This window comes from Amycolatopsis sp. ATCC 39116 (assembly GCF_000231075.2).
Classification (GTDB): domain Bacteria; phylum Actinomycetota; class Actinomycetes; order Mycobacteriales; family Pseudonocardiaceae; genus Amycolatopsis_E; species Amycolatopsis_E tucumanensis.
Genome location: NZ_AFWY03000030.1, coordinates 51,661 through 65,768 on the forward strand (window position 1 = coordinate 51,661; position 14,108 = coordinate 65,768).

Consider the following 14,108-nt stretch of genomic DNA (forward strand, 5'->3'; position numbering starts at 1 on the left):
CCTCACTTCTCGCTGCTGAAGGCGGCGTCGAAGGCCGCCGACGGCTTGTCCCACAGCAGGTTGCGGATGAAGCCGACCGCTTCCTCCGCCCCGCGCAGGCGGTCCATGCCGGCGTCCTCCCACTCCACCGAGATCGGCCCGCGGTAGCCGATCGCGTTGAGGGCGCGGAAGCACTCCTCCCACGGCACGTCGCCGTGGCCGGTGGACACGAAGTCCCAGCCGCGGCGCGCGTCGGCCCACGCCAGGTGCGAACCGAGCCGCCCGTTGCGGCCGTCGAACCGCTTCTTCGTGTCCTTGCAGTCGACGTGGTAGATCCGGTCGGCGAAGTCCAGGATGAACCCGACCGGGTCCAGGTCCTGCCACACGAAGTGCGACGGGTCCCAGTTCAGCCCGAACGCCGCCCGGTTGCCCACGGCCTCCAGGGCGCGGCGAGTGGTCCAGTAGTCGTAGGCGATCTCCGACGGGTGCACCTCGTGCGCGAACCGCACGCCGACCTCGTCGAACACGTCGAGGATCGGGTTCCAGCGGGCGGCGAAGTCGGCGTACCCGTCGTCGATGACCTCCTGCGACACCGGCGGGAACATCGCCACGTACTTCCAGATCTTCGACCCGGTGAAGCCGATGACGGTGTCCACGCCGAGCTTCGCCGCGGCGCGGGCGGTGTCGGCCATCTCCGCGGCGGCCCGCTGCCGCACGCCTTCGGGCTCGCCGTCGCCCCAGACGCGGGCGGGCAGGATGTTGCGGTGCCGCTCGTCGATCGGGTCGTCGCACACCGCCTGCCCGACCAGGTGGTTCGAGATCGCCCACACCTTGAGGCCGTAGGACTCCAGGATCTTGTGCCGACCCGCCACGTAGTCGTCCTCCGCGAGCGCGCGGTCGACCTCGAAGTGGTCGCCGCTGCACGCGATCTCCAGCCCGTCGTAGCCCCACTGCGACGCGAGCCGGCACACCTCCTCGAACGGCAGATCGGCCCACTGGCCGGTGAACAACGTGACCGGACGGCTCATCGCCGGCTCCCTTCGCTCGCCTTCAGTCCTTGCACACTCAGCAGCAGGTCCCGGACGTCGGTGGCGGCCAGCCGCTCCCGCTCCGGCACACCCGCGTCCCCGCACAGCAGCACCGGCCCGTCGTCCGGCGAGTCCGGCAGCCGCCCGTGCGAGCCGCGCACCGGCGCCGGGTCCAGCGGCGTGGTCTTCATCGCGTACCGCAGGCCGGCCTTCTTGCGCACCAGGTTCAGCCCGGCCTTGGCCTTGGCCAGCGGATCGGCCGGGTCGAAGAACAGCTCGGCCGGGTCGTACCCGGGCTTGCGGTGGATCTCCACGCCACGCGCGAAGTCCGGCGCGCGGTCGTCGTCGAGCCAGTAGTAGTAGGTGAACCACGCGTCCGGCTCCGCGGTCACCACGAACTCGCCCGCCCGCGGGTGGTCGATGTCGTAGCGCGCCTGGGCCTGCCGGTCCAGCACTTCGTCCACACCGGACAGTCGCGTGAGCAGGTCCCGCACCCGCGGCAGGTCCGCCTCGTCGGCCACGTAGACGTGCGCGACCTGGTGGTCGGCAACGGCGAAGGCCCGCGAGGTCCACGGGTCGAGGTACTCCATGCCGTCCTGCGTGTAGACCTCCAGCAGGCCCTCGCGGCGCAGCAGCCGGTTGACGTCGACCGGCCGGTGCGCGTTGGTGATGCCATACTCGCTCAGCGCCACGACCCCGACGCCGTCCGCCCTGGCCTGGTCGAGCAGCGGCGCGACGGACGCGTCCACCGCGCGGGCGGCCGCGATGGCCTGCGGCGAGTCGGGGCCGAACCGCTGCAGGTCGTAGTCCAGGTGCGGCAGGTACGCCAGCGTCAGGTCGGGCCGGTCCTCGCTCAGGATCGCCGAGGTGGCCCCGACGATCCAGTCGGTGGAGGCGATCGACGCGGTCGGGCCCCAGTACTGGAACAGCGGGAACTCGCCCAGCCGCGAGGTGAGCCGGTCGTGCAGCTGCGGCGGGCGGGTGTAGCAGTCCGGGGCCTTCTTGCCGTCGGCGTAGTAGATCGGCCGGGGCGTGACGGTGAAGTCGGTGGTCGCGCCCATCGCGTACCACCAGCACACGTTGGCCGCGCGGTACCCGGGGTGCTCCGCCCGCGCGGTCTCCCACAGCTTCTCGCCCTCGACCAGCTTGTTGTGCTGGCGCCACAGGAAGACCTCGCCGAGCTCGCGGAAGTACCAGCCGTTGCCGACGATGCCGTGCTCGCTGGGCATCCGCCCGGTCAGGAACGTGGACTGAACGCTGCAGGTCACCGCGGGCAGCACGGTGTCCAGCTGCGCCTGCCAGCCCTGCTGCCCCAGCTTCGCCACGTTCGGCATGTGCTTGAGCAGCCGCGGGGTCATCCCCACGACGTCGAGCACCAGGAGCGGTTTCACTTCGATGCCACCAATCCCGCGGCGAAGGACAGTTCCGCCGCGATCCCGCCGATGAGGTCCTGGCGGTGCGCCTCGGGCAGCACCGTCCAGGTGTAGGTTTCCACTTCCAGGTGCGCCGGCTTCGGCGGCAGCGCGGCGAGGGCCTGCGACAGCACCTCGGTGGTCGAGGACAGCGGCGCCGCCGGGGTCGCGTGCAGCGGCACGTGGAAGTGCACGCGCCACGGCCCCTCCCCCGGCAGGTCGGCGAACGCCTCGCCCAGGTCGTCGGCCTTGCGGACGTCGCCGCCGGACGATTCGCGGGTCTGGTGCAGGTACCGCGGCTCGTCGAACGCGGCCAGCGCCTCCCGGGCCGCCGGGTCGCGCGGGTCCGGCACGTGCAGGGCCGCCGACATCTGGACCTTGACCACGTCGAGCCCGGCCGCGGTGATCTCGGCGACCGCGCCGGCCGGGTCGGCGAAGGACACCGCCAGGTGACAGGTGTCCAGGCACAGCCCGACGTGCGCGGGGTCGACGCGCCCGGCGAGCCAGGACACGGCGTCGTGCACGGTGTCCAGGACGCAGCCGGGTTCCGGCTCGACGGCGAGCCGGATCGTGCGGTCCTGGGCGCGCAGCGCGGCGGTCACCTCGTCGAGCAACCGCTGGGCCGCCGCGTCGTCCTCCGGCGTCCACGGCTCGCGCCAGCCCAGCGGCAGCGTGGAGATGCTGCCGAACGCGGCGTCGTCGGGCAGCAGCCCGGACAGCACGGTCGCGCAGTTCAGCGTGTACTCCGCGCGTGCCCGGTCGGTCCACCGTGGACGGTAGACCTTCTGCTTGACCACCGGGTCGTGGAACCCGCCGTACGGGAACGCGTTGAGCGTCACCACTTCCAGCCCGCGGGCGTCCAGCTCGGCACGCAACCGCTTGCGCTCGCCCGGATCGGCGGCCAGCGCCGACGCCACGTCGGCGGCCAGCCACAGTCCGAGCCCGAGCCGGTCGGCGCCGAGCCGCTCCCGCACCGGCAGGGCGTAGGAGTCGAGCTGGCCGAGGACCCCCGCGAGGTCCTCGGCCGGATGGACGTTGGTGCAGTAGGACAGGGGCGTCACGCGACCGCCTCGTCCCGCCCGCCGCGCAGCACGGAGTTGCCCTCGAAGGTCTCCTTGGCCGCGCTGAAACCGGGCAGCTCGTCGAGGACCAGCCGCCCGCTCTGGCCGTAGAAGGCGACCGGGTTGTCCCACAGCACGGTGTCCACATCGGACTCGGTGAACCCGCCGTCGAGCATCGCCAGGCCGGTCTTGTGGACCTTCAGCGGGTCCGACCGGCCCCAGTCGGCGGCGGAGTTGACCAGCATCTTCTCCGTGCCGTGCTCGCGCAGGATCGCGACCATGCGCTGCTCGTCCATCTTGGTGTCCGGGTAGATGGAAAAGCCCATCCAGGCGCCGGACTCCTTGACCAGGCCGACGGTGACCTCGTTGAGGTGGTCGACCACGACCCGTTCCGGCGCGATGCCGGACTCGGCCACCACGGCGAGGGTGCGCTTGGTGCCTTCCAGCTTGTCCCGGTGCGGGGTGTGCACGAGCACCGGCAGGTCGTGCTCCTTCGCCATCTCCAGCTGGCGGGCGAAGGCGTCGTCCTCGGCCGGGGTCATCGAGTCGTAACCGACCTCGCCGACCGCGACCACCCCGTCCTTGGCGAGGTAGCGCGGCAGCACGTCGAGCACCGGCGTGCAGCGCGGGTCGTTGGCCTCCTTGGGGTTCAGCGCGATGGTGCAGTGGTGGCGGATGCCGAACTGCGCGGCGCGGAAGCGTTCCCAGCCGATCAGCCCGTCGAAGTAGTCGGTGAACGACGACACGCCGGTGCGCGGCTGGCCGAGCCAGAACGCGGGCTCGACCAGTGCCCGCACGCCGGCGGCGTACATGGCCTCGTAGTCGTCGGTGGTGCGGGAGGTCATGTGGATGTGCGGATCGAACAGGCGCATCAGGGTGTCTCTTCCAGGAAGCGGAGTGCGTCGGCGGGGACGGCGCGGCCGGCGGCCCTGCGCTCCCCCGCGTAGTCGGTGATCATGCGGCGCAGCTCGTCGTCGGCCCGCCGGTCCAGCTCGGCGACCGCGGCCAGCGGGATGCCGGTGAACAGGCACTTCAGCACGCCGTGGCGCCAGCCGTGCTGGTCGAGGTGGCGGGCGGCGAACGGGCCGAGCGCGGCGGCGATCAGGCCGGTGTCGTTGCTGCGCAGGGCGTCGCGGACGAGTTCGAGACCGGTGGCGACGGCCTTGTCGCCGACCGCGGACAGCGCCCGCAGCACGCCCCGCCGCTCGGCGCCGTCGCCGTAGCGGTAGAGGTCGGCCAGCTCGGTCGCGAACTCCCCGGCGGGCAGCGCCGCGGCGAGCGTGGTCAGCAGCCGGGTCCGGGCCAGGTCGTCGGCGGTGCCGTGGACCAGGCCGTCCGGATCGGAGCCCGGGTGCAGCGGCCCCCGGCCGACGTGCCGTCCGGCCGCCGGGAACAGGGTCCGCACTGCCGTCGGTTCACCGGTGATGCGCCGTTGCGCCTCGCCCAGCCAGGACTGGTCGAGCCGCGCGGCCCGCAACGCGGTCAGCGCGGCGCGGGCGACCTGCGGCGCGGCGTGGCTGTGCCGGGGCAGCTCGACCGCGGCCACCCCGGTGTAGCCGATCTCGTCCAGCGCGGCGAGCGTGGCGGGCAGGTCCAGCTGCCCGTCGCCGAACTCGAGGTGCTCGTGCACCCCCGGCCGCATGTCGTCCAGCTGCACGTTGACCAGCAGCCCCTTGGCCTGCCGGATGCAGGCGGCCGCGTCCTGCGGCTCCACGGCGACGCAGTGCCCGACATCGAGGGTGATCCCGAGCCCATCCGGATCACCCAGTTCGGCGCGCAGCCGCAGCGCGTCGGACAGCGTTTCCACGAGCATCCCGGGTTCCGGTTCGAGGCCGAGGCGGACACCGCGCCGGTCCGCCTCGGCCAGCACCGCGGGCATCCGCGACCGCAGCCGCTCCCACCCGGTCGCCTCGTCCACAGTGGACACCCCGGACCAGAACGACACGCAGTCGGCGCCCAGTCCCTCCGCGACCCGGATCGCCCGCGCCAGGAAGTCCAGCCGCTTGTCCGCGTTCTCGCTGACCAGGGTCGGTTCGTGCTTGTGCCACGGGTCGAGCAGGAACCGCGCTCCGGTCTCCACGACGCAGCGCAGGCCCAGCTCGCCCAGCCGGGTCGCGACCCGGTCCACGCGCGCGGACAGGTCCTCGGCGTACGGGTCGAGGTGCTGGTGGTCCAGCGTCAGCGCGACCGAGGTGTAGCCCAGGTCGGCGATGATCGCCAGCGCGTCGTCGAGCCGGTGGTTGGCGAACCCGTTGGTGCCGTAGCCGAGGTGGTAGCCGCTCATGTCGGGCTCACCTTCCGGCCGAGCCGCTTGGCCAGCGGCAGCGCCAGTGCGACCAGGCCCGCGCCGAGCACGCCGCCGCGCCGGGCCGCGAGCGCGGCCTGCAACGGGACCATGCCGTGGATGCCCGCGGCCGTCGCCGTGCGGACCACGGCCGCGGTCGGCTTGCGCACCGCCGCGTACTGCTTCGACCCGACGCTCACGCCGTACCCGGCGGCCGCGGCCAGCGCCGCCACCCGGTGCCCGGCCGCGCCACCGCGCCCGGAGACCGCCGCGGCGGCCGACGCCGAGGTCAGCGCGAGCGCGCCCGCCGCCCGTGCGGGCGACGCGCCGTGCACCTCGCCTGCCGACAACGCGGTGACCCCGAGCGTGTGCCCGCCGAGCACCGCGGCCGGGACCAGCGCCTTCGCCGCACCCGAGCGGCCCGCGCCGAGCAGCACGTCCAGCGAGCGGCACAGCGCCATCGCGGCCGGCGCGAGCGGGGTCTTCTTGAGCACGGTGTCGTAGGCCCACACCGCCGCCGCCAGCGGCGCGGCGACCTTGAGCGCGTCGCGGCCACCGGCGACCGCGGCCAGCCCGAGGCCCGCGCCGGTCAGCCCGGCAGCCACGCCGAGCGCGCGCTGCGGGCTGATCCGGCCGGACGGGATCGGCCGTTCCGGGCGCTCGACCGCGTCCAGTTCGCGGTCGGCCCAGTCGTTGAGCGCCATGCCGGACCAGTAGATCGCCACCGAGGCCAGCGGCAGCGCGAGCCGCCGGCCCCGCAACGGACGACCGGCCGCGGCGGCGCCCGCGACGGTGTCGCCGAGGACGCTCAGCGCGGCCGGTGCCCGCACGAGCTGCACGTACGGGTTCACTTCTGCCGTCCCAGCGACGCCGCCCACTCGGCCAGGACCCGCGCCTGCTCGGCGAAGCGGTGCTCGCCGGTGCCGACCGGGTCCTTGAAGAAGAACGCCAGCTGCCCCAGCGGCCCGGTCTCGCCCGCCCGGTACGCGGCCGCGGTCAGCCGCGCCAGGTCCAGCACCAGCGGCGCGGCCAGTGCCGAGTCGTAGCCGGTCCAGGTGAACTGCAGGGTCATCCGCGCGCCCAGGAAGCCCTCGAAGGACACGTGGTCCCACGCCGTCTTCTGCTCGCCCAGGTCCGGCACGTGGTCGATGTGCAGCGGCGCCACCACGTCGTCGCCGAGCAGGGCCGCCAGCCCGCGGGCCTTGGACTCCAGCTTGCCCGCCGCCTTCACCGGGTCGGCCAGGGTGGCGCCGTCGCCGCCGCCGAGCAGGTTGGTGCCCGACCACGAGCGCACCTTCAGCGCCCGCGCCGCGAACATCGGCGCCAGCACCGACCGGAGCAGCGTCTCACCGGTCTTGCCGTCCGAACCCGCGTAGGGCAGCCCCTGCCGCCGGGCGAATTCGGTGAGCGCGGGCAACCGGATGCCCGTCGACGGCGTGAAGTCCACGAAGGGGCACCCCGCCGACACCGCCGCGAACGCCGCCAGCGAGCTGCCGGGCAGCACCTCCCGGCCGGGCTCGTCCATCGCCGCCACGAGCGCGTCGAGGTCGTGGTGCTCCGGCGCGTCCGCGGTTGGGGGTTCCGTGGACGAGACGTTGATCACCACGACGGCCGACAGGCCGTGCCGGGTGCGGAACTCGCGCAGGTCGTCGGCCATCCGCGCGGCGGTCTCGGCCTGCGTGCGCCCGGCGGGCACCGGGCGCAGGTCGGCCTCGACGGCGCGCAGGCCGTCGCGGATCGCCGGCAGCAGGCCGGCGGGGAGCAGCCCGCCCGCGGCGAGCTGCTCCGCCTTCTTCTCCAATGGCGTGTCCACCAGGTCGTGCCCGCCGACGACGAGCTCGTCCCAGCCCGGCAGCACGCCGGGCGCCACGTCGAGCCGCTCGGTCACACAGCCGTCCGGCCCGGTCAGGCCGGACCGCATCGCGAGCAGCCCGCTGATCGCCGTCGTGGCCACCGAGCCACGCGCGCCGACCAGCCACAATCCAGTTCTCTCAGGCATCGATCACCCTTTCGGTCGACATTGATACGCCGACCCAGGACGTTCCGTTGCCCGCGCTCTCCTCCACCGCGTGCAGCACCCGCTGGACCTGCAGGCCGTCGGCGAACCCCGGTTCGGGGTCGCGCTGCTCGCCGATGGCGGTGAGGAAGTCGGCGATCTCGTGGGTGAAGGTGTGCTCGTACCCCAGCAGGTGCCCCGGCGGCCACCACGCCCCGACGTAGGGGTGGTCCGGCTCGGTCACCAGGATCCGCCGGAAGCCCGCCTCGGCCGGGTCGTCGTCGCCGTCGTAGAAGGACAGCTCGTTCATCGACTCGAAGTCGAAGGCCAGGCTGCCGCGCGACCCGTTGATCTCCAGCCGCAGCGCGTTCTTGCGGCCGAGCGCGAACCGGGTGGCCTCGAAGGTGGCGACCGCGCCGCCGGTGAACCGCGCCAGGAACACCGCGCAGTCGTCCACGTCGACCTCGCCCAGCGCGCTGCCCGGCTCCCCGGACAGCGGCCGCTCCCGCACGAACGTCTCGGTCATCGCCGAGACGCCGCTGATCCGGTCGCCGAGGACGAACTGGGCGGTGTCCACCGCGTGCGCGGCGATGTCACCGAGCGCGCCGGACCCGGCCTTGTCCCGCCGCAGCCGCCAGGTCATCGGCGTGGCCGGGTCGGCCAGCCAGTCCTGCAGGTAGGCGGCCCGCACCTGGCGGATCGTGCCCAGCCTGCCGTCGGCGACCATCTTGCGGGCCAGCGCGATCGCGGGCACCCGCCGGTAGTTGAACCCGACCATGGCCCGCTGCCCGTTGGCCGCCGCGCGCTCGGCGGCCGCCGCCATCTCCTCGGCCTCGGCGACCGAGTTGGCCAGCGGTTTCTCGCACAGCACGTGCTTGCCCGCGGCGAGGGCGGCAAGCGCGATCTCGGCGTGCGAGTCGCCCGGCGTGCAGATGTCGACGATGCCGACGTCGTCACGCGCGACCAGGGTGGCCCAGTCGGTCTCGACGTCCGGCCAGCCCTGCTTGGCGGCGGCGGCCTTCGTGCGCTCCGGGTCGCGGCCGCCGAGGACGGCCAGCCGCGGCACCAGTGGCACGTCGAAGAACCGGTGGACCGAGCGCCAGGCGTGGGCGTGGACGGCGCCCATGAAGGCGTGCCCGACCATGCCCACCCCGATCGAGGCGCCCACGGGATCAGGAGTCGAAGGCGACATCGGCATAGGAATCGACGTTCTCCTTGGTCACCACGGCCGAGTAGGTCGTGACGTTCGCGGGGATCTCGTGCTCGGCGAGGTCGCCGATGCCCTTGGCCTGGCCGAGCAGCCGGGCCAGGGCGATCGCCGACGACGCCATCGACGGGCTGTAGAGCACGGTCGCCTTGATGACGCTGCTGTCGGCCTTGATCAGGTCCATCATGTTGCGCGAGCCCGCGCCGCCGACCATGAAGAACTCGTTGCGGCGCGCGTTGTCGATCGCCGCCAGCACGCCGATGCCCTGGTCGTCGTCGTGGTTCCACAGCGCGTCGAGCTTGCTCGCCGACTGCAGCAGGTTCGACGTCATCTGCTCGCCGCTCTCCGGCGTGAACTGCGCGGACACCCGCGGGCCGACGGCGAAGCCGTGCTTGGCCAGCGCGTCCCGGAAGCCCTGGCTGCGCTCCTGGGTCAGGGGCAGCGAGTCGATGCCGGCGACCTCGCCGATCACCGGGCTGGCCACGCCCTTCTTCTTCAGCTCGCCCGCGATGTAGTTGCCCGCGTTGACACCCATCCGGTAGTTGTCGCCGCCGATCCAGGTGCGGTAGGCCAGCGGCGTGTCGAACACGCGGTCCACGTTGACCACCGGGATGCCGGCGTCCATGGCCTGCTGACCGACCTGCGTCAGCGCCTTGCCGTCGAAGGGCAGGATCACCAGGACGCCGACCTTCTGGTTGATCAGCGTCTCGACCTGGGCGATCTGCTGGTTGACGTCGTTGGTGCCCTCGGTGGCGGTGAAGGTGACGTCGGAGAACTGGCCGGCCTGCGCGCGGGCGTTCTTGGTCATCGCCGCCATCCAGCCGTGGTCGGCGGCGGGCGCGGAGAAGCCGATGGTGACCTGCTTGCCGGGCTGGGAGTTCTGGCCCGCGTTGCCCGCGACGGCCTGCGGGGCCGACTGCGGCGACTCGTTGGAGGTGCAGGCGGCCAGCAGGGCGCCGGCGCCGACGGCCGCGCCACCGGTGAGGAAGCGGCGGCGGGCGAGGGAGGATGGTCCGGACATGGCGAGCTCCAGTGATCGTCGTCGGGGTGTTCGGGGTTCGTCTTTCCTAAGTGGACTTGCGGGCGCGGTTGGTGCGGAACTGCAGCAGGACGGCCAGGACGATGATCGCGCCCTTGGCGATGTTCTGGATGTCGGTGTCGAGGTTGTTGAGCGTGAAGATGTTGCCCAGCACCGTGAAGATCAGGACGCCGATGAGCGTGCCGATCAGGGTGCCGCGGCCACCGGTGAGCAGGGTGCCGCCGATGACGACCGCGGCGATCGCGTCCAGCTCGTAGTAGAGGCCGTTGGTGGAGGCGCCCGAGGTGGTGCGCGCCACCACCATGAGCGCCGCGATGCCGCAGCACAGCCCGGCCACGCCGTAGACGAGCGCGGTGTGCCGCTTGACGTTGATGCCTGCCAGGCGCGCGGCCTCGGTGTTGCCGCCGACGGCGAACGTGCGGCGGCCGAACGTGGTGCGGTTGAGCAGGACCCACCCGACCACGAACACCAGGGCGAACATCCAGATCAGCACCGGGATGCCGAGGAAGTCGCCGCGGAAGAAGTTCAGGAAACCGGTCTCCCGCACGACCTGGGTCTGGCGGCCGCTGATCCGCTCGGCGAGCCCCCGTGCCGAGGCGTACATCGCCAGCGTCGCGATGAACGGCACCACTCTGCCGTAGGACACCAGCACACCGTTGATCAGCCCGCAGCCGAGCCCGACCGCGAGCGCGCAGATCACCATCACCACCGGGCCGTAGGCCTGCGTCGCCAGGGTCGTCGCCCACACGCTGGACAGCGCCACGATCGAGCCGACGGACAAGTCGATGCCGCCGCTGATGATCACGAACGTCATGCCGACGCTGACCACGCCGATCGCGGCCGCGAGCCGCAGGATGGTGGACAGGTTGCCCTCGGTGAAGAACGCGTCCGGCCTGGTCAGCCAGCCCACCAGGCACAGCAGGACGAACACCCCGAACAGCCCGGCCAGCCGGACGTCCACCGGGAACCGGCCGCGCGCGGCCTTCGGGGCCGGCGGCGCGGCCCGGGGTGGCGGGGCCTGCGTGGCCTCGGGCAACACCGACGAGGAGTCCTTCGTCATGCCGCACTTCCCTCCATCACCAGATTCAGCACGTCTGCTTCGGTCAGCTCGCTCGCGGGCGCCTCGCGGACCACGTGGCCCTCCCGCATCACGAGCACGCGGTCGGCGAGCCCGAGCACCTCGGGCATCTCGCTGGAGACCAGCACGAGCCCGACCCCGGCCGCGGCCAGCTCGCGGATCAGCCGGTAGAGCTCGGCCCGCGCGCCCACGTCGACGCCGCGGGTGGGCTCGTCGAGCAGCAGGATCGAGCAGCCGCGCACGAGCCAGCGCGCCACGACCGCCTTCTGCTGGTTGCCGCCGGAGAGCGTGCCCACCGGGCGGCGCGGGTCGGCCGGGCGCAGGTCCAGCTGCCGCAGGCGCTCGGCCGAGTCCCCGATCTCGCGGGCGCGGTCGGTGAAGCCGAAGCGGCTGTAGGCGGGCAGGCTGGCCAGGGTCACGTTGTGCGCGACCGACATCTCCAGCAGCAGCGCCTGGCTCTTGCGTTCCTCCGGCGCGAGGCCGATCCCGGCCTTGACCGCGCTGGGCACGTCGCCGGGCTTGAGGCGCTTGCCCTCGACGAACACCTTGCCCCCGTCCGGTTTGCGGCCGCCGAAGATGGTCTCCAGCAGTTCGCTGCGGCCGGCGCCGACGAGGCCGGCCACACCGAGGATCTCCCCGCGCCGCAACGTGAAGCTGACGTTCTCGAATTCGCCGCGGCGGGTCAGGTTCTCCACGCGCAGCAACTCGGTCGAGGTGTCCACTGTGGATTCCAGGCGTTCCGGGTAGACGGTTTCGACGCGGCGGCCGGACATCAGCGACACCAGGTGGTCGGTGGTGACGTCGGCGACCTCGAGCCCGGCGGCGACGGTGGCGCCGTCCTTGAGGACGGTGACGCGGTTGCCGATGCGGCGGATCTCCTCCAGCCGGTGCGAGATGTAGACGACGGCGACCCCGTCGGCGGTCAGCTCGGCGACGATGCGGAACAGGTTGTCCACCTCGTCGGAGGCGAGCGCGGCGGTCGGCTCGTCCATCACGATCAGGCGGGCGTCGTGGGCCAGCGCGCGGGCCATCGACACGAGCTGCTGGCCTGCCGCGGACAGGTCGCCGACCTCGCGGTCGGGGTGGATCTCCGGGTGGCCGAGCCGCGCGAGCAGCTCGGCGGCCCGCACGCGGGCCTGCCGGTCGCGGGTGAAGCCGGCCTGCGCCGGCTCGTGGCCGAGGAAGATGTTGTCCGACACCGACAGCGCGGGGATGAGGTCGAGCTCCTGGTACATGGTCGCGATGCCGCGGCGCAGCGCGGCGACCGGCGAGGACAGCGTGACGGGCTCGCCCTGCCAGCGGATCTCGCCCGCGTCCGGCTGGTGGGCGCCGGCGAGGACCTTGATCAGGGTCGATTTGCCTGCGCCGTTCTGGCCGAGCAGGCAGTGCACCTCCCCCGCCCGCACCGACAGCTCGACACCGTCCAGCGCCCGGACACCCGGGAACGTCTTGACGATGCCGCGCATGGACAGCAGGTCTTCGGTCATCACGCCTCCACGCTCACCGGGGCGCCGGCCGGGGCCAGCGTCGGATCGTCCAGCAGGGGCCGGATCGCGGCCTGCGCCGCGCCGGTGCCGACCGCGGTGAACCCGAGCCGGGACGCCACGATGCGGGGGCCGCCGGTCTCGGCGGTGACCGAGCGGGCGGCGAGTTCGGCGCGGACCGGCTCGGCGAGCCACTCGCGCAGCGGCGCGAAGTAGCCGCCGAGCACGACGATCCGCGGGTCGAGCAGGTCGGCCAGGACCGCGATGCCGTGGCCGAGGGCGGCGCCCAGCTGCACGAGCGCGTCGAGGACGCGGCGGTCGCCGTCCTGGGCGCGCCGCCGCACGATCGCGGTGCGCTGGGCCAGGTCGAGCGACGGGTCGTGGACCAGGTCGCCGGGGCCGGCCAGCGAGTGCAGGAACGGGTCGATGCCGACGGCGGTCTGCCAGCAGCCGCGGCGGCCGCAGACGCAGGGCCGTCCGGTGGGTTCCAGCGACAGGTGCCCGACCTCGCCCGCGGCGCCGCCGATCAGGCCGCCGCCGGTGATCAGCCCGGCGCCGACGCCCATGCCGCCGAGCAGGAACACGACGTCGGAGCAGCCGCGGGCGGCGCCGTCGTCGGCTTCGGCGAGGGCCGCGAGGTTGGCGTCGTTGCCGACGACGATGCGGTCGAGGGGGAACCCGGTGCGGGCGGCGAGCCCGTCGGCGAGGGCGAGGCCGCGCCACCGGAGGCCGGGCGCGACGCGGACGACGCCGGTCGCGGTGTCGACCAGACCGGGCACCGCCACCGCGATGCCGGCGACATCGTCCACTTCGGACCGCGCGGCGAGCACGAGCGCGGCCAGTTCGTCGAGGGTGCGTTCCGCCCCGAGGGCCCGCACGTCACACGCGGCGCGGCGGCGGGTGGTGGCGGTGCCGGCGAGGTCGAGGACCGTCGCGCCGACGTGGTTCTCGTCCACCTCGAGCCCGATGCCCCAGTGGCCGCGCGGCCGGAGTTCGACGAGCTGGCCGGGCCTGCCCTGGCCGCCCTCGTGACGGCCGCCCGCCTGGACGAGCTCGCGGATCTCCAGCTCGGCGACGAGGCCGGAGACGGTGGCCTTGCTGAGGCCGCTGAGGGTCGCCAGTTGCGCGCGGGAGAGCCCCCCGTGGCGGCGCAGGAGCCGGACGAGCAGGGCGAGGTTGGCCCTGCGGACACCGGCGCGGTCCGTCGGCCGGTCGGAAGGTTGGGGCACCGCGGACGCTCCACTTCGTTGGGAAACTGGCCGGTCTCAGTGCTGCGGTCTCAGTGCTCTGGCGTACGCCGCCTACTCTGACTGGCGGGGTACTTCTGCCACAATCCGGCAAAAGGAGTAACAGTCAGATCGTTACTTTTGAACCAGACTGCCGAAAGTGTGCACGGTTGATGACAGGCTTCCGTTCAGTGGAAGTCGCGAGCGCCACCCGCACCACTTCGCGCTCCCCGAAGCCACCCACAGCCTCGCGCGGCCAGCGCCGGCATTTCGCCCCACATCAACCCGCGCCTCGCACCACCCGGCGCACCCGC

12 protein-coding genes are annotated in these 14,108 nt (G+C 73.1%); all 12 read right to left on the reverse strand.

Annotated features, from left to right (window positions below; translation table 11 throughout):
- Nucleotides 1–2: 2 nt before the first annotated feature.
- Genes AMY39116_RS0326080 through AMY39116_RS0326135 form a run of 12 tightly spaced genes read right to left on the reverse strand, consistent with a single transcriptional unit; the run spans nucleotide 3 to nucleotide 13,797 of the window.
- Nucleotides 3–1,007 (reverse strand): sugar phosphate isomerase/epimerase, encoded by a 1,005-nt coding sequence (locus tag AMY39116_RS0326080; protein ID WP_020420555.1) that lies wholly within the window; start codon nucleotides 1,005–1,007, stop codon nucleotides 3–5.
- The gene (locus AMY39116_RS0326085) at nucleotides 1,004–2,398 is read right to left on the reverse strand and encodes an alkaline phosphatase family protein (protein ID WP_020420556.1); all 1,395 of its coding nucleotides are present in this window, start codon (nucleotides 2,396–2,398) and stop codon (nucleotides 1,004–1,006) included. The genes AMY39116_RS0326080 and AMY39116_RS0326085 overlap by 4 nt, the downstream gene beginning before the upstream one ends.
- Entirely contained in the window at nucleotides 2,395–3,480 is a 1,086-nt protein-coding gene (gene eboE / locus AMY39116_RS0326090) for a metabolite traffic protein EboE (protein WP_020420557.1), read from the reverse strand. The genes AMY39116_RS0326085 and eboE overlap by 4 nt, the downstream gene beginning before the upstream one ends.
- Complete coding sequence (locus tag AMY39116_RS0326095; RefSeq protein ID WP_020420558.1) at nucleotides 3,477–4,352, reverse strand: TatD family hydrolase; 876 nt, start codon at nucleotides 4,350–4,352, stop codon at nucleotides 3,477–3,479. The genes eboE and AMY39116_RS0326095 overlap by 4 nt, the downstream gene beginning before the upstream one ends.
- Nucleotides 4,352–5,764, reverse strand: coding sequence for an EboA domain-containing protein (locus AMY39116_RS0326100; RefSeq protein WP_020420559.1), 1,413 nt, complete (start codon nucleotides 5,762–5,764; stop codon nucleotides 4,352–4,354). The genes AMY39116_RS0326095 and AMY39116_RS0326100 overlap by 1 nt, the downstream gene beginning before the upstream one ends.
- Entirely contained in the window at nucleotides 5,761–6,615 is an 855-nt protein-coding gene (locus AMY39116_RS0326105; protein WP_020420560.1) for an SCO3242 family prenyltransferase, read from the reverse strand. The genes AMY39116_RS0326100 and AMY39116_RS0326105 overlap by 4 nt, the downstream gene beginning before the upstream one ends.
- A complete protein-coding gene (locus AMY39116_RS0326110) occupies nucleotides 6,612–7,763 on the reverse strand; it encodes an inositol-3-phosphate synthase (protein ID WP_039791757.1) in 1,152 nt (383 codons plus the stop codon). Before AMY39116_RS0326110 ends, AMY39116_RS0326105 begins: the two co-directional genes overlap by 4 nt.
- On the reverse strand, nucleotides 7,756–8,904 hold the full coding sequence (locus AMY39116_RS0326115) for a Gfo/Idh/MocA family protein (protein ID WP_039791766.1): 1,149 nt from the start codon (nucleotides 8,902–8,904) through the stop codon (nucleotides 7,756–7,758). The genes AMY39116_RS0326110 and AMY39116_RS0326115 overlap by 8 nt, the downstream gene beginning before the upstream one ends.
- Nucleotides 8,905–8,932: 28 nt before the next feature.
- Nucleotides 8,933–9,988: a substrate-binding domain-containing protein gene (locus AMY39116_RS0326120; RefSeq protein WP_020420563.1), complete on the reverse strand. Its 1,056-nt coding sequence runs from the start codon at nucleotides 9,986–9,988 to the stop codon at nucleotides 8,933–8,935.
- A gap of 46 nt (nucleotides 9,989–10,034) precedes the next feature.
- Complete coding sequence (locus AMY39116_RS0326125) at nucleotides 10,035–11,066, reverse strand: ABC transporter permease (protein ID WP_020420564.1); 1,032 nt, start codon at nucleotides 11,064–11,066, stop codon at nucleotides 10,035–10,037.
- Nucleotides 11,063–12,571: a sugar ABC transporter ATP-binding protein gene (locus tag AMY39116_RS0326130; protein WP_020420565.1), complete on the reverse strand. Its 1,509-nt coding sequence runs from the start codon at nucleotides 12,569–12,571 to the stop codon at nucleotides 11,063–11,065. Before AMY39116_RS0326130 ends, AMY39116_RS0326125 begins: the two co-directional genes overlap by 4 nt.
- Entirely contained in the window at nucleotides 12,571–13,797 is a 1,227-nt protein-coding gene (locus AMY39116_RS0326135; RefSeq protein WP_020420566.1) for an ROK family protein, read from the reverse strand. Before AMY39116_RS0326135 ends, AMY39116_RS0326130 begins: the two co-directional genes overlap by 1 nt.
- Between the last annotated feature and the right edge of the window lie 311 nt (nucleotides 13,798–14,108).